General features: G+C 44.7%; 16 protein-coding genes. 8 read left to right on the forward strand and 8 right to left on the reverse strand.

The genetic code is table 11. From position 1 onward, the window contains the following. Nucleotides 1-6 precede the first annotated feature (6 nt). The 5 genes from surA to apaH all read left to right on the forward strand — a co-directional run bounded on the left by surA (nt 7) and on the right by apaH (nt 4,384). Nucleotides 7-1,302, forward strand: coding sequence for a peptidylprolyl isomerase SurA (gene surA, locus CAG60_RS13315; protein WP_154169252.1), 1,296 nt, complete (start codon nt 7-9; stop codon nt 1,300-1,302). After that, nucleotides 1,292-2,281 (forward strand): 4-hydroxythreonine-4-phosphate dehydrogenase PdxA, encoded by a 990-nt coding sequence (gene pdxA, locus CAG60_RS13320; protein ID WP_161425473.1) that lies wholly within the window; start codon nt 1,292-1,294, stop codon nt 2,279-2,281. Before surA ends, pdxA begins: the two co-directional genes overlap by 11 nt. Before the next feature lie 13 nt (nt 2,282-2,294). Further along, nucleotides 2,295-3,110 carry a 16S rRNA (adenine(1518)-N(6)/adenine(1519)-N(6))-dimethyltransferase RsmA gene (rsmA, locus tag CAG60_RS13325; RefSeq protein ID WP_154169254.1) on the forward strand — a complete coding sequence of 272 codons (816 nt, stop codon included), beginning with the start codon at nt 2,295-2,297 and terminating at the stop codon, nt 3,108-3,110. Nucleotides 3,111-3,177: 67 nt separating this feature from the next. Continuing rightward, a complete protein-coding gene (apaG, locus tag CAG60_RS13330; RefSeq protein ID WP_004396073.1) occupies nt 3,178-3,558 on the forward strand; it encodes a Co2+/Mg2+ efflux protein ApaG in 381 nt (126 codons plus the stop codon). A 10-nt stretch (nt 3,559-3,568) separates the two neighbouring features. Beyond that, nucleotides 3,569-4,384, forward strand: coding sequence for a bis(5'-nucleosyl)-tetraphosphatase (symmetrical) ApaH (apaH, locus tag CAG60_RS13335; protein ID WP_004396074.1), 816 nt, complete (start codon nt 3,569-3,571; stop codon nt 4,382-4,384). A 52-nt stretch (nt 4,385-4,436) separates the two neighbouring features. Here apaH and folA read toward each other — a convergent pair whose 3' ends face one another. From folA to rplU, 6 genes are all read right to left on the reverse strand, one after another. Next, complete coding sequence (gene folA / locus CAG60_RS13340) at nt 4,437-4,937, reverse strand: type 3 dihydrofolate reductase (RefSeq protein WP_004396075.1); 501 nt, start codon at nt 4,935-4,937, stop codon at nt 4,437-4,439. Between the two features lie 28 nt (nt 4,938-4,965). Then, nucleotides 4,966-5,439 (reverse strand): threonine/serine exporter family protein, encoded by a 474-nt coding sequence (locus CAG60_RS13345; RefSeq protein WP_161439158.1) that lies wholly within the window; start codon nt 5,437-5,439, stop codon nt 4,966-4,968. Nucleotides 5,440-5,441: 2 nt separating this feature from the next. Next, the gene (locus tag CAG60_RS13350) at nt 5,442-6,203 is read right to left on the reverse strand and encodes a threonine/serine exporter family protein (RefSeq protein WP_004396077.1); all 762 of its coding nucleotides are present in this window, start codon (nt 6,201-6,203) and stop codon (nt 5,442-5,444) included. Between the two features lie 130 nt (nt 6,204-6,333). Then, on the reverse strand, nt 6,334-7,503 hold the full coding sequence (gene cgtA, locus CAG60_RS13355) for an Obg family GTPase CgtA (RefSeq protein ID WP_004396078.1): 1,170 nt from the start codon (nt 7,501-7,503) through the stop codon (nt 6,334-6,336). Between the two features lie 207 nt (nt 7,504-7,710). Beyond that, a complete protein-coding gene (gene rpmA, locus CAG60_RS13360) occupies nt 7,711-7,968 on the reverse strand; it encodes a 50S ribosomal protein L27 (RefSeq protein ID WP_004396079.1) in 258 nt (85 codons plus the stop codon). A 20-nt stretch (nt 7,969-7,988) separates the two neighbouring features. Next, complete coding sequence (gene rplU, locus CAG60_RS13365) at nt 7,989-8,300, reverse strand: 50S ribosomal protein L21 (protein ID WP_004396080.1); 312 nt, start codon at nt 8,298-8,300, stop codon at nt 7,989-7,991. A gap of 272 nt (nt 8,301-8,572) precedes the next feature. Here rplU and ispB point away from each other — a divergent pair, with 272 nt between their 5' ends. Then, nucleotides 8,573-9,544 (forward strand): octaprenyl diphosphate synthase, encoded by a 972-nt coding sequence (gene ispB / locus CAG60_RS13370; protein WP_154170703.1) that lies wholly within the window; start codon nt 8,573-8,575, stop codon nt 9,542-9,544. Between the two features lie 88 nt (nt 9,545-9,632). On the opposite strand, the gene CAG60_RS13375 is transcribed toward ispB, so the two are convergent. Further along, complete coding sequence (locus tag CAG60_RS13375) at nt 9,633-11,039, reverse strand: basic amino acid/polyamine antiporter (protein WP_161439143.1); 1,407 nt, start codon at nt 11,037-11,039, stop codon at nt 9,633-9,635. Between the two features lie 720 nt (nt 11,040-11,759). Beyond that, entirely contained in the window at nt 11,760-12,692 is a 933-nt protein-coding gene (mdh, locus tag CAG60_RS13380) for a malate dehydrogenase (protein WP_004396084.1), read from the reverse strand. 451 nt (nt 12,693-13,143) lie between these two features. Here mdh and argR point away from each other — a divergent pair, with 451 nt between their 5' ends. Together argR and CAG60_RS13390 are read left to right on the forward strand one after the other, a co-directional pair. Next, on the forward strand, nt 13,144-13,614 hold the full coding sequence (argR, locus tag CAG60_RS13385) for a transcriptional regulator ArgR (protein WP_004396085.1): 471 nt from the start codon (nt 13,144-13,146) through the stop codon (nt 13,612-13,614). Nucleotides 13,615-13,993: 379 nt separating this feature from the next. Beyond that, nucleotides 13,994-14,962 carry a TAXI family TRAP transporter solute-binding subunit gene (locus CAG60_RS13390; protein ID WP_154169260.1) on the forward strand — a complete coding sequence of 323 codons (969 nt, stop codon included), beginning with the start codon at nt 13,994-13,996 and terminating at the stop codon, nt 14,960-14,962. The last annotated feature ends 89 nt before the right edge of the window (nt 14,963-15,051 follow it).

Genomic DNA, 15,051 nt, shown 5'->3' on the forward strand with positions numbered 1-15,051 from the left:
TTTCTAATGAAACTGTGGACATTGGCTTTATATACGTTAACCAGCTTAGTGAGTATTGCGACGGTGCAAGCTCAACCTGTCGAGCTTGATCGCGTAGCCGTGATTGTGAATAGTGGTGTGATTTTGCAAAGCGATATAGACAGCGCACTACTAACAGTAAGAGCGAATGCAAAAACAAACCAGCAAACACTCCCTCCTGAAAACATTTTGCGTGAACAAATCATCGAAAAACTGATTGTCGATACTTTGCAACAGCAAGAAGCCGATCGTATTGGGGTACGTATTGATGACAATACCCTAAATGACGCGATTACCGAGATTGCTCACAATAACCAACAAACACCAGAACAACTTCGCTTATCGATTGCTGAACAAGGATTAACCTACCCAGAATTTCGTGAACAAATCAGAAAAGAGATCGCCGCCAGCGAAGCACGTAACGCATTAGTACGCCGTCGTATTAACATTATTCCAGCCGAAGTCGATACCTTGGCAGAGCTGCTCGCTCAAGAAACCAGCGCGACCGTACAATATAAAATCAGCCATATTCAACTGCGTTTTAACGATGGACAAGACAAATCCGAGGTTGAAGCACAAGCCAATAAGTTAGTCGCTGAACTCAACCAAGGCGCAGACTTTAGCACCATGGCCATCACCTATTCAAAAGGCCCACGGGCACTACAAGGGGGAGATTGGGGATGGATGCGCAAAGAAGAAATGCCGACGATTTTCGCCGACCAAATTAAAATGCAAAATAAAGGCAGTATTATTGGCCCATTTCGCAGTGGTGTCGGTTTCCACATTCTAAAAATTGATGATATCAAAGGCTTAGAAACGGTTGCGGTGACGGAAGTCAATGCACGTCACATTCTGATTAAACCAACGATTATTTTGAGCGATGAAGGTGCAAAAAATCAACTCAATGATTTAGTACGTCGTATCAATGCTGGTGAAGCCAGCTTTGCTGAATTAGCCCAACAATATAGCCAAGACCCAGGCTCTGCAGCGCAAAATGGCGAATTAGGTTATCAAACACCTGAATTGTATGTTCCTGAGTTTAAACATCAAATCGAGACACTTCCGGTTGGAATAATTAGTGAACCCTTTAAAACCGTACACGGCTGGCATATTGTCGAAGTCTTGGATCGCCGCGAAGTTGACCGTACTGATGCCGCAATGAAAAATCGAGCTTATCGCATTTTGTTTAACCGTAAATTCAATGAAGAAGCCAGTACTTGGCTACAAGAGCTGCGCGCCGGTGCTTTTGTTGAAATCCTACAGGATGATCAAGATGACGATTAAACGTATCGTAGTCACCGCCGGAGAACCTGCTGGTATCGGCCCTGATTTAGTACTGGCACTATCGCAAAATGATTGGCCACATCAACTGGTAATTTGCGCCGATAAACAGATGCTCGCAGAGCGCGCCAAAGCACTGGGAATTGCAGTAAAGCTACTTGATTATCAGCCCGATCAAAAAGCCACACCGCAAAAAGCGGGGTATTTACTGGTTGACTCAATTGCCGTATCAGAACAGGTCATTGCTGGACAGCTCAATTCCGCGAACGGTCATTATGTATTAAAAACGCTAGAAAGAGCGGCATTGGGCTGTATGAATGGTGAATTTGATGCTATTGTCACCGGCCCAGTGCATAAGGGCGTGATTAATCGCGCAGGCGTCGCTTTTAGTGGTCATACGGAGTTTTTTGCCGAGCTATCCAATACCCCATTAGTGGTAATGATGCTGGCAACGGAAGGACTACGCGTCGCTCTCGTGACCACACACATACCATTGGCAACGGTCTCTGCTGCGATAACGGCTGAACGTCTAGAAAGCATCATTCGTATTCTTCACCATGATTTGGTCGAGAAATTTGCGATTGCTCAGCCGACAATTTATGTTTGCGGTCTTAATCCTCACGCAGGAGAAGAAGGGGTATTGGGTCATGAAGAGATAGATACCATCACCCCAAGTTTAGAAAAACTTCGCCGACAAGGTATCGATTTAGTGGGCCCCTTACCGGCAGACACCATCTTTAGCGAAAAATATTTGCAAAAAGCGGATGCCGTTTTAGGAATGTATCACGATCAAGTTCTCCCTGTACTAAAATACAAAGGCTTTGGTCGTTCAGTTAACATTACCTTAGGCTTACCTTTTATTCGAACCTCGGTAGACCATGGAACAGCGCTCGATTTAGCCGCAACGGGATTAGCCGATGTGGGCAGTTTTAAAACCGCTCTCGATCAAGCAATTGAATTAGTTGATAAAAAAACGCAATAACTTTGAGAACACTATGAGAAATGATGTCCATTTAGGGCACAAAGCGCGTAAACGTTTTGGTCAAAACTTTTTAAACGATCCTTATATTATTGATGGGATCGTATCCGCTATTAATCCTTTACCAGGTCAAAATTTGGTAGAAATTGGCCCAGGTTTAGGGGCCATTACAGAGCCCGTAGGCCGTGAAGTTGATAAGTTTACGGTGATCGAGCTCGATCGTGATCTAGCCGAGCGTTTACGCAACCATCCTGAATTATCGAGCAAGTTGACGATTCACGAAGGTGACGCCATGCGTTTTGACTTTCAGCAATTGGTTAAACCGAATAATAAACTGCGTATTTTTGGTAACTTGCCTTATAACATCTCGACACCGCTAATGTTTCATTTATTTGAATTTCACAAAGAAATTCAAGATATGCACTTTATGCTGCAAAAAGAAGTCGTCAACCGTTTAGCGGCAGGACCGGGTAGCAAAGCGTATGGTCGATTAACCGTCATGGCACAATACTACTGTAAAGTTGTTCCGGTATTAGAAGTCCCACCGAGTGCCTTTGTTCCGCCACCTAAAGTCGATTCTGCGGTGGTTCGTTTATTGCCTTACGAAGAACTACCGCACCCTGCAACGAGTTTAAAATGGTTGGATCGTGTCGTACGTGAAGGATTCAATCAACGCCGTAAAACGGTGCGTAACTGCTATAAAGGGTTATTGGATGATGAGACCTTTGCACAGCTTGCGATTGACTCAACGATGCGTCCAGAGAACCTGACCTTGCAGCAGTTTGTATCGATGGCAAATTGGCTTGATGCTCAGAATACTCAACCCGCATAAATAGACTAGGATGGCCAATGTGCCATCCTATATTTTCTTCGTTTTGTCATCCGAATCAGGAGTATTTATGGATATTACTCATCCTTGTATCAAGATTCAGGTTCAAACTAAGTACGTGCCAGAACAATCCCATCCTGAAGCGCACCGTTACGTTTTTGCTTATCTTATTACCATAAAAAATCTCAGTACCGAAACCGTACAACTTATCAGTCGCTCTTGGTTAGTGACCGACGCTAACGGAAAACAGATGCGGATTGAAGGGGAAGGCGTCGTTGGAGAACAACCCGTTATTGCCGCCAATGATGAGTATACCTACACCAGTGGCACGGCATTAGAAACGCCGGTTGGCGTCATGCAAGGCCATTATGGAATGATCAACAGCCTCGGTGAACCTTTTCTAGCTGAAATAGACCCTTTTCGCCTAGCCGTTCCCAACGTACTGAATTAAGGGAGTTTGTGTGGCAAATTACATTGTCGGCGATATTCAAGGCTGTTTAGATGAACTGCAGCTATTGCTCAAACAAGTCAACTTTCATCCTATTAGTGACACCTTATGGCTCGCTGGTGATTTAGTCGCGCGCGGCCCAAAATCACTAGAAACACTGCGCTTTATTCGTGACTTAGGACCCGCTGCAAAAACGGTGCTCGGCAATCATGATTTACATCTATTAGCCGTATCACTGGGCATTCATCCAGCCAAAAACAAAGATAAAACATTGGCCATTTTTGCTGCGCCTGACGCTGATGAGCTACTAGATTGGGTTCGCCAATGGCCACTCTTGTTAGAACACCCCGAGTTTGTCCTCACTCATGCGGGCATCTCACCCCAATGGAATTTACAGACCGCTCGAAAAGCTGCCCACGAGGTAGAAACGGTATTACGTAGCCAACGATGGCCATGGTTACTGACCAATATGTATTCCAATACCCCGGACTTATGGAATGACGATTTACAAGGGATTGAGCGTTATCGCTATATCATTAATGCCTTCACTCGCATGCGCTTTTGCTTTTTTGATGGGCGTCTTGATATGGCGTGTAAACTTCCTCCCGCTCAAGTGAGTAGCCACGAGCTGATGCCTTGGTTTGCCCTACCCCAAAGGATTGAATTAGAAAAAACGGTGATTTTTGGCCACTGGGCAGCGCTAGAGGGCTACTTCAGTCCAAACGTAATTGGCTTAGACACTGGCTGCGTATGGGGCGGGCCGCTGACCATGTTACGTTGGGAAGATAAACAAGTCTTTAAGCAGCCAGCATTAGAGTCTAAGTCATAGGTTCTAGGTTCTAGGTTCTAGGTTCTAGGTTCTAGGTTCTAGGTTCTAGGTTCTAGGTTCTAGGTTTTTCAGTCTCGCGTTCTAAGATGATAAAGTCCATTGAATAAGCATTTTTGTCATCCGCCGAGTAATGTTCACGGTAACATTCATGCCAATTCGTTCCCCAATTGGGGAAATGAGTATCGCCGATGAACTGAGCATCAATCAGCGTGATGTACAGTTTATCGGCTTGAGGTAAACATTCCGTGTAAATACTGCCACCACCAATGATCATCACCTCAGGGACCGCCCCCGCCTTAAGCAAGGCAGCGTCCAGTGAAGAGACAACATCAACCCCATCGATCACCAATTCGGGATCTCGGCTGATAACAATATTGTGACGCCCAGGCAAAGGACGTCCAATCGATTGATAAGTTTTGCGTCCCATGATCACCGGTTTGCCGATAGTACACCGTTTGAACCAAGCAAAGTCAGCGGGTAAATGCCACGGCATTTGGTTGTCTTTACCTATCACTCTTTCGTTTGCCATCGCGGCAATCATACTGATGATCATCTTTCTATTCCTACTTTTGCTTAAGCTTCTAGACAATGGGTTTGCGACGATAGAATAACAGCCCGGGTATTGCTAAGCCAACTGCTAATCCCGCAATGATAAACATCGCTTTTAAGAAGTTTTCCATTAAACTCGCAAACAGCTCAGGTTTAAAGCCTAAATGGTGAATTTCTACCATCGCAATCATTGCCTTATAAGCAAATACACCGGGAACCATAGGAATTAATGCTGCTACGGTAAAGACTTTAGGATGAGCCAAAAATCGTCTCGACCACTGAACACCAATCATACCCACAATCCCTGCCGCAAACAGACTCGCCCACTCAATCGGAATACCAAAATGCAGCATCAAATAACGCGTTCCATGACCGATGGCTCCTCCTAAAGCGCAATACTTTAATGCTGGGACTGGGACATTAAAGATCAACGCAAACCCAACAGCAGGAATCGAGGCAAACAACATATCGTTGATTAACCCGAGTAATAAATCCCAACTCACCAGCGCTACCATCCCCACACTCCCGTCACGCTCATCGCGGCAATAATCCCTAAACTGGTTGCTAAGGTCAGTAAGCTTGCCATCACAAAGCGAGCGATGCCCATATTAATGTAACCTTTCAGCATATCAGAAACCGAGTTGATCAATGGAAAGCCCGGTACCAGCATTAATACTGAAGACGCCATCACGATGGTTGGTTTATTACCAAGCTGATAGATCACCGCTTGAGTAGAAATGAGTGACGTGACAAACGCTGTCGCCGCAAAATTAAGTAAAGGGTTAAATTGGCGATGACCAATCTCTTGGCGCACCATCATGCCGATGGCAGAAGCGATAAAGGTCATTAGAAACACGATTCCATCACCACCAGCCAAACGACTAAACGCCGCGCATGACAAACCGATCATCACCACCACTAACCATCGGTTATAACGCTCTGGCGTTATTCGTTCAAGTTTGTGCTGTGCCATCGAGTAATCGAGTAAGCCTCGCTCCATCAAAATACAAATACGCTGGATCTGGGTCACCACTCGCATGTTAATGCCACGATCAGCACAACGTCGAGCGGTGGTTATACAATGTTGATGATAAACGGTAGTCACCACTAATGAGCTCGCAGAGAGCGAGACTTCCACTTCATCCATGCCAGAAGCCAGCCCCATACGTCGCATAATATCGCCAACCAAAGTACTTTCTGCACCATGTGCGAGTAACATTTGACCCGCTTGAGCAATCAAACGTGAAATTGCTCGTTGTTTGGATGTCATGATTCCATTCCTAACTGCCTCGATTTATCTAAGACCTAGTTTGCAACAAAATGTGTCGTGACGATATGATTTAGAATATAAAAAAGCCGCAATCAAGATTGCGGCTCACTAACGTTAAACATCAAGTGGATCATTCACGGACATAAATAACATGACCGTCGTCTTCTTCATCATCCCAATCATCGTCGTCGTCATCTTCGTCAATGATCGGTTGATTGGCAATGGCATCTTTGTGGTAATCATTCCACATAAATTCCACTTTTTGCTCTTCAGAAATCTCTTCTTGCTGACGAGGTAAGGTTTCCATAAAGTCAGCTAACTTCATGCACAACTCTTTGGTACCCTGACGATTGATAGCAGAAATCTTAAAGTATTGATCTTCCCATCCCAGTGCGTCCAAAACGTTTTGAATCACTTCATTGGCTTCTTGCTCTGGCATGAGATCGGTTTTATTGAACACTAACCAACGTGGTTTTTGAGCCAATTTCTCACTGTATTGCTCAAGCTCATCAAGGATCGTTAATGCATTTTGAACAGGATCGCTTTGATCTGCAGGCATGATATCGATCATGTGTAGCAATACTCGACAACGCTCTAGGTGTTTCAGGAATCGAATACCTAGCCCAGCACCTTCCGCAGCACCTTCAATCAACCCGGGAATATCAGCAACCACAAAACTCTTTTCAGGGACGACACTCACGACACCTAAACTTGGGATCAAGGTTGTAAAAGGATAATCAGCCACTTTAGGCTTTGCTGCCGATACGGCACGAATAAAGGTTGATTTCCCAGCATTAGGCAAGCCAAGCATACCGACATCAGCAAGCAGAAGTAGCTCTAAACGCACTTCTCTCACTTCACCTTTAGTACCCATACTTTTCTGACGCGGAGCACGGTTTACCGACGATTTAAAACGAGCATTGCCTAAACCGTGCCAACCACCTTTAGCAATCATCACCTTTTTGCCATGCTCAGCGACTTCAGCGATCACTTCATTAGTATGGATATCAACCGCACGTGTACCAACAGGAACGCGCAATACTTTGTCTTTACCACGCTTGCCAGTACAGTTCGCACCACGCCCATTTTCTCCGCGCTCAGCATCGTAAAAACGCTGAAAACGGTAGTCAATCAGTGTATTTAGGTTTTCATCAGCCAGTATATAAACATCACCACCGTCACCGCCGTCACCACCATCTGGACCGCCTTTGGTAATGAATTTTTCACGCCAGAAACTGACCACGCCGTTGCCGCCGTCACCAGCCTGAACTTTTATTACCGCTTCATCAACGAATTTCATTTGTTACTCCGCACAATTTGCGCTGCAATACCATTGCTTATTAATAGTATCAATTTTAGCAGAAGACATTAATCAGCGTCTCATCTCTGCTTTAGAACACATAACGAGTCAACCCAAACAATAGGGATCACTAGTTATAAGCACTTTGCCGATAAATAAAAAACCCCACCAAACGGCAGGGTTTTTAAATTCAGCGAGAAACTAAACTTATTCAGCTTCGATGCTAACGAATTTACGGTTCTTAGGACCTTTCACTTCGAATTTTACTTTGCCATCAGACAGAGCAAAAAGAGTGTGGTCTTTACCGATACCAACGTTATTACCAGCGTGGAACTTAGTACCACGTTGACGAACGATGATGTTACCTGCTAATACAGCTTCACCACCGAAACGCTTAACACCAAGACGTTTACTTTCTGAATCGCGGCCGTTACGAGTAGAACCACCAGCTTTTTTGTGTGCCATTGTTAAACTCTCCTAATAACTTAAGCGTTGATACCAGTGATTTTCACTTCCGTGAACCACTGACGGTGACCCTGTTGCTTACGAGAGTGTTTACGACGACGGAACTTAACGATTTTTATTTTATCGCCACGACCGTGTTGTACCACTTCAGCAGTCACTTTACCGCCCTCAACTAGAGGAGCACCAACTTGAATTGCTTCACCATTAGCGATCAGAAGAACTTTATCAAATTCTACTGTTGCGCCAGTTTCAACGTCTAATTTCTCTAAGCGAAGAGTTTGACCTTCACTTACACGGTGTTGTTTACCACCAGATTGGAAAACAGCGTACATATTTTACTCCGCTCTTTCCGCACAGCCTATGCTAACATTTTTGAGCAAAAAGGGTGTGCGCTAAACTAATCATCAATAGGGCGCAGATTCTACGTGAATGGCGTCCCCATGACAAGCCATATTTAAAAAAAATTGGCGAAAAGCTAATCGCCAAACAAAAGTGCGGCAATCATGCCTTTAAGCCATGTATTAATCAATATTTTTTAGTGTATTATTCACTAACTCAAGCAGAACATAATGCCTTACAAGCTCTAACTTCAGCCGGATTTATGATGGATTTTAAAGCTATCCAAGCGCTTACTGCCGATGACATGGCAAAAGTGGATAAAACGATACTTGCTCAACTCAATTCTGACGTTTCCCTTATCAATCAACTGGGGTTTTATATCGTCAGTGGTGGCGGTAAACGCCTACGTCCATTACTGGCCATTTTGTCAGCCAAAGCCTTAGGTTATCAAGGTGAGGGGCACACCATGGCTGCTGCGTTTATTGAATTTATTCATACGGCAACTTTGCTACACGATGATGTGGTGGATGAATCCGATATGCGGCGAGGCAAAGCCACTGCCAATGCGACGTTTGGTAACGCCGCTAGCGTACTGGTGGGCGATTTTATCTACACCCGCTCTTTCCAAATGATGACCGAACTCGGTTCGATGAAGATCCTCAAGTTGATGAGCCATTCAGTCAACGTTATCGCTGAAGGTGAAGTGCTGCAATTAATGAACTGTAACGATCCCGATACTACGGAAGAGAGTTATATGCAGGTCATTTACTCAAAAACCGCACGATTATTCGAAGCCGCCACGCAAATTGGAGCGATGTTATGTGATGCCTCTCCCGAAGTTGAGCGGGCGATGCAAAACTACGGTAAATATTTAGGTACTGCCTTCCAATTGATTGACGATGTGATGGATTACACCGCTGATGGCAAAGAAATGGGCAAGAATGTCGGTGATGATCTCGCAGAAGGTAAACCCACGCTTCCGTTGCTGCATGCGATGCGCAATAGCCAAGGAGAACAATCGGCGATGATTCGTGAAGCGATTGAAAAAGCCAATGGGATGGAGAAATTAACGGCGATTTTAGCAACGATGCAGCAAGCAGGTTCATTAGAATACACCACCGCTAAAGCGCAACAAGAAGCCGATAAAGCGATTGCCGAATTGGCTATTCTACCCGAAAGTGACTACAAACAAGCATTGATCGCTTTGGCTCATATGGCGGTCAAACGCAGTAAGTAATAAGACTCGTAAGCGAGCTCAGTCTTATTACTTCATTCACTTGTCGCCCCGACTCAAGTAAGGCGACAAGTGAGTCTTTGCTGGTTATCTAAAACCACCCTTGCCAGATTAAACCAAAGGCAAACAAAGCACATAGGGTTAAAGTGCCAGCACCGAGTTTCTCTCGCCCTAGAAAAGGCTGCACTCCCTGCTCTCGTTTGGCTTTAATATAAAAAGCAATACCAGGCAGATACAACAGGCTTGAAAGCAATAAATAATGCAATCCAGAGGCATACAACAACCAAGCACCGTAAAGCGTTGCTCCACATCCTATCAGTAATATTTTGCCTTGTTTAGACTCACTAAGCGCCAACTTCAGCGTGTAAGCACCGACCAAAAAGTACGGCACTAAGATCATTTCCGAAGCAAAAATCAGCAAGGTGTCGTAGGTACTACCAGCAAACATCACAACGATTAATGACACTTGGATACAAACGTTGGTTAACGTCAATGCACTCGCCGGGCTACCTGCCGCGTTTTGTTTCGCCAACCGAGCGGGAAACATACCGTCTTTTGCCCCTAAAAATGGCGCTTCCGAAGCCAACACTGTCCAGCTTAAAAATGCGCCACAAACAGAGATAATTAAACCAATCGCAATAATATACTGCCCCCAAGGACCCAGTATCTCGGTTAGTACTCTCGCCATCGACGGATTCTGATAGCTGGCTAGCTCGACGGGAATAATCACGCCCATCGATAGCAATGTCACTAAGACATAAATGGCTAACGCGGTCAGTAAACCAAAGATTGTCGCTCGTCCAATATCACGTCGCACCCGAGCTCGGTTAGAGACCACCACCGCACCCTCGACCCCAATAAATACCCAAACGGTAATCAACATGGTGGCTTTGACTTGCGACCATAAATCGTGCTCAGCGCCAAAGTGGAGTCCCGTAAAGTCGACCGTAAACGTCTGCCATCGAAAAGCGACCATGGCACATAAAATAAACAGTACCAACGGGATCATTTTCGCGCAGGTGGTCGCCAAATTGATCAACGCTGCCGTTTGCACGCCACGTAAAACCAGCCAATGCACTAACCAAAGAAGTACCGAGGCACCCGCAATCGAAATCAACGTATTACCATCGCCAAAAATAACCCGATCAGGCGTATCAAACAGCATGCCTAAAGTACTAAAGACAATCACTAAATAGGAAACATTAGCGACCATCGCACTGAACCAGTATCCCCAGGCCGAACAAAATCCAGCGAAATCACCAAAGCCAGCACGGGCATAACCAAACACACCGCTATTAATCTCTGGTTTATGGATCGCTAATTGCTGAAATGATAAGGCAAGGAAGATCATACCGATCCCGGTAATACACCAGCCAATCATCACCGCCAAAGGACTCGCCACTGCTGCCATATTTTGCGGTAGGCTGAATACCCCAGCCCCGATCATAGAACCAATAACCAAGGCGGTTAAAGAGCCTAAACCTAATTTGTTATCCATGATTATTTCCAACCTTGCTTCTGGAAAACGCTATAGTAGTCAGAAATAGCATTCAATAGCAGACTCAACGTGATCCACTTCACTAACAAAGCCAACGTTTTTACACATTCATTGCCAACGATCAAATCTATGTCAGATTGCGCCATAAAATAGCCTTAGCTACCATAAAAAAGGCCAGATAATACTATTTTCCCAGAATTAATGAATAAAAATTTAATCTAATGCCACTTTTATGACTACTTTCATAGATAAAAAATTCAAACAATCAAAAGCTTAATCATCATTTGAAACTGAGAAAAACACGCTCGAATAATATCGCTCTACAACACATCAACCGATGCAGTGCGGCTTACTATATCTAAACAATTTGGCGTTGCAGGTAATCGGCAAGTAAGCGAGTCCCCATGAGCCTAGACAGACTCTATGATTGAGGTGAACGACCTAGCCCCCTGCAAGCTTCAAGTAGGAAAGGGATAAAGGATGATGAATCGCAGAGAAGAGAACCTTAAGAATGGACGATCAATTCTTGATCTTTTAGGAAAAATAAGAAGGATGGTTGATACGGGTTTTAGATCATAAGATCATCGCCAAAAAAAATGCCACGAAGTCGAAACCTGCGGCATTATTCTTAGTTTTCATGCTTTACCATAACGACTGCCAATACGCACGCTGGGTGAGCGAACGAAATAGCGAGTCAAATGATCTTACGTCTAACGATCGTTATTTAACGAACTCAACACCGATCTCAATGTCTTTATTGAGCGTTTCTAACATACCGTCGAGCGCTGCTTTTTCAAAGTCACTCAATGGTCCGTAGCTCAGCACTTCCTCAACACCATTTTTACCCAGTTTAATCGGTTGAGCAAAGAAAGGTGCGTGTTCGCTACCACCTTCAACATAAGCGTATTCAATCACTGACTCGCCTTGTAGTGCTTTCACTAAAGAGAGGCCGAAACGGCACGCAGCCTGTCCCATTGATAGTGTTGCCGAGCCACCACCCGCTTTGGCTTCCACAACTTCAGTGCCCGCGTTTTGAATGCGTTTAGTTAGCGCTGCAATTTCCTGCTCAGTAAACTCAACACCATCCACTTGTGACAGTAAAGGGAGAATCGTTACCCCAGAATGGCCACCAATCACAGGCACATGGACTTCGCTAGGATTTTTGCCTTTTAATTCCGCCACAAAAGTTTCAGAACGGATAACATCCAGTGTCGTGACACCAAATAGCTTGCGCTTATCGTAAACACCTGCTTTTTTCAATACTTCAGCCGCAATAGGCACGGTTGTATTGACCGGGTTAGTGATGATCCCAATACAAGCGGTTGGACAAACGTTAGCGATTCGTTCAGCGAGTGATTTGACGATTCCAGCGTTAACATTGAAAAGATCCGCCCGATCCATTCCCGGCTTACGTGCCACACCTGCCGAAATCAGCACGACATCCGCGCCTTCTAATGCAGGTGTTGGATCTTCACCGCAATAACCTTTGATCGACACTGGCGTTGGAATATGACTCAAATCAGCAGCCACACCAGGCGTCACTGGAGCAATATCATACAAAGCAAGATCTGAACCAGCAGGAAGATGATTTTTTAATAACAGAGCTAGGGCTTGACCGATGCCGCCAGCGGCACCAATAACAGCGACTTTCATCGTAGTTCTCCTTGAGAGTGAATCTTTTATATGTTTTTGGTAGGGTATCTTTTTATCCGATGTCAAAAAGCTATAGCAACTACATCTTGATTACAATCAATTAACCTCAGCTTTGCGACTTTGCGCAATTCCTCACTAAGACGCGACCGCTCGTTAGGCATTATGAGGGGATTTATCAGTTATGACAAAGCATTAGCCCCTCATTGATAAGCAAACGACTGAGCGTTACAGATAGGCGACAAGTGAGAGAATCCCCATGAGCATCGATAACGCTATGATGAGGGTAAGCGAGCGTAACCAATCCCACTGTAGCGACAAGTAAGAAGGATATAAACGTAAATACGGTATTTTTACAGTGACCATTTAGACAGTTTTCGACGATAATTTGCCTCTCTATCGTGAGCTATGTGACAATAGTCATTAATGGTTGAACAGCAAAAGAAAATCCACAATGCGCCCTACAGATAAACAAGATAACTTAGTTCGTGTTTTTAAAGCCCTATTGAAAGAAGAACGCTTTGGCTCACAAAGCGATATTGTTGATGCTTTAAAGAATGAAGGATTTGATAACATCAATCAGTCTAAAGTATCGCGTATGCTAACCAAGTTTGGTGCCGTTCGTACTCGTAATGCCAAAATGGAGATGGTGTATTGCTTACCCGCTGAGCTCGGAGTGCCAACGGTATCCAGCTCACTAAGAGAGCTTGTCCTCGATGTCGATCATAATAACGCTTTAGTCGTGATACACACCGGCCCAGGTGCAGCGCAGTTAATTGCTCGTTTACTCGACTCTCTTGGTAAATCAGAAGGTATTTTAGGTGTTGTCGCTGGCGATGATACTATTTTCATTACTCCAACCATGAATATTACGACTAAACAGCTATTTACTTCTGTCTGCGAGCTCTTTGAATACGCTGGTTAAAGCGCATTAATGACGGGTTACATTGTTAAACAAATGTGACCCAATTCACATCTCGCGTATCTTGCTATAGCCAACAAAAAAGACTTTAAATTAATACTTATCAAATAATTAGCCTCATTCAATAACATTACCTATCGCTCAATACCACAGTGCTACCGATGATAATTTTTTACAATTCTATAATTTATTGAGTATTTTTTGTTATTATCATTCGGCACTTTTTCTGTTTTTCAGCAGAACCAGCGCCAATTTCTAGAACCAAACGACTTGCCGAGGGCGCTAACCGCGCAATAACCTCAAGTCATCAGGGGAAAGGAATCATACCCCTCGACAACCGTACAAGCTCTTTGGGAATAATAAATAAAAGGAAGGGATATTCATGTTATTGAACAAGATCATTAAAGTGGGTGCTATCGCTGCGGCTGTCATGGGAGCGAGTGCGGTTCACGCTCAGGAATTTATTACTATTGGTACTGGAGCCGTAACCGGCGTTTACTATCCAACTGGCGGTGCGATTTGTCGCTTAGTGAATCGAGACCGTCAAGAGCACAATATTCGTTGCTCTGTGGAATCAACCGGTGGTTCGATTTACAACGTCAATACCATGCGTAATGGCGAGCTCGATTTTGCTATCGTTCAATCTGACTGGCAATACCACGGTTATAATGGCACCAGTCAGTTTTCTGAACTCGGCCCTTACAAAAAGCTACGCGCGATGTTCTCTTTGCATACTGAACCTTTTAACATCATCACTCGCGCAGACTCGGGCATCAATAATGTAAAAGATCTTGAAGGAAAACGCGTTAATATCGGAAACCCAGGTTCCGGTGACCGCGCCACCATGCAAGTGGTAATGGACGCCTTTGGCTGGACTAATAGCAGTTTCAGACTAGCCTCTGAACTAAGAGGCTCTGAGCGCTCACAAGCGTTATGTGATAATCGTATTGATGCCTTTATCTATATGGTCGGACACCCCAATGGAGCCATCCAAGAGGCGACGACTTCTTGTAACGCTAAATTGGTCTCAGCAACTGGACCTGAAGTGACGAAAATTGTAGCCGAACGTCCTTACTACGCTTACAGCACCATTCCTGCGGGCATGTATCGTGGGACCGATAACGAAGTGACGAGTTTTGGGGTTGCTGCCACACTGGTGACCAGTGCCGATGTCTCCGATGACGTTGCTTATAATGTTGCTAAAGCGGTGTTTGAAAACTTTGATACCTTTACTCGTCTTCATCCCGCCTTTGCAACCTTGAAAAAAGAAGACATGGTCAAAGCCGGCCTTTCGATTCCGCTCCACCCTGGTGCTGAAAAATATTACAAAGAAGTTGGTTTACTAAAATAAATCGCGATTCGTTGTAGGTAGTCGACCCATCCTCCAATCCCCATGCCCAGCACACGGCGCGTGGGGGTTGATTGGCGGTCTCTACTCAA

This window comes from Vibrio sp. V33_P6A3T137 (genome assembly GCF_009904835.1).
In the GTDB taxonomy this organism is placed as follows: Bacteria; Pseudomonadota; Gammaproteobacteria; order Enterobacterales; family Vibrionaceae; genus Vibrio; species Vibrio metschnikovii.

Excerpts from the sequence above, each read along its gene's own strand:
- surA (WP_154169252.1), top strand. The coding sequence starts at position 7 with ATGAAACTGTGGACATTGGCTTTATATACGTTAACCAGCTTAGTGAGT.
- pdxA (WP_161425473.1), top strand. The coding sequence starts at position 1,292 with ATGACGATTAAACGTATCGTAGTCACCGCCGGAGAACCTGCTGGTATC.
- rsmA (WP_154169254.1), top strand. The coding sequence starts at position 2,295 with ATGAGAAATGATGTCCATTTAGGGCACAAAGCGCGTAAACGTTTTGGT.
- apaG (WP_004396073.1), top strand. The coding sequence starts at position 3,178 with ATGGATATTACTCATCCTTGTATCAAGATTCAGGTTCAAACTAAGTAC.
- folA (WP_004396075.1), bottom strand. The coding sequence starts at position 4,937 with ATGATCATCAGTATGATTGCCGCGATGGCAAACGAAAGAGTGATAGGT.
- CAG60_RS13350 (WP_004396077.1), bottom strand. The coding sequence starts at position 6,203 with ATGACATCCAAACAACGAGCAATTTCACGTTTGATTGCTCAAGCGGGT.
- cgtA (WP_004396078.1), bottom strand. The coding sequence starts at position 7,503 with ATGAAATTCGTTGATGAAGCGGTAATAAAAGTTCAGGCTGGTGACGGC.
- rpmA (WP_004396079.1), bottom strand. The coding sequence starts at position 7,968 with ATGGCACACAAAAAAGCTGGTGGTTCTACTCGTAACGGCCGCGATTCA.
- rplU (WP_004396080.1), bottom strand. The coding sequence starts at position 8,300 with ATGTACGCTGTTTTCCAATCTGGTGGTAAACAACACCGTGTAAGTGAA.
- ispB (WP_154170703.1), top strand. The coding sequence starts at position 8,573 with ATGGATTTTAAAGCTATCCAAGCGCTTACTGCCGATGACATGGCAAAA.
- CAG60_RS13375 (WP_161439143.1), bottom strand. The coding sequence starts at position 11,039 with ATGGATAACAAATTAGGTTTAGGCTCTTTAACCGCCTTGGTTATTGGT.
- mdh (WP_004396084.1), bottom strand. The coding sequence starts at position 12,692 with ATGAAAGTCGCTGTTATTGGTGCCGCTGGCGGCATCGGTCAAGCCCTA.
- argR (WP_004396085.1), top strand. The coding sequence starts at position 13,144 with ATGCGCCCTACAGATAAACAAGATAACTTAGTTCGTGTTTTTAAAGCC.
- CAG60_RS13390 (WP_154169260.1), top strand. The coding sequence starts at position 13,994 with ATGTTATTGAACAAGATCATTAAAGTGGGTGCTATCGCTGCGGCTGTC.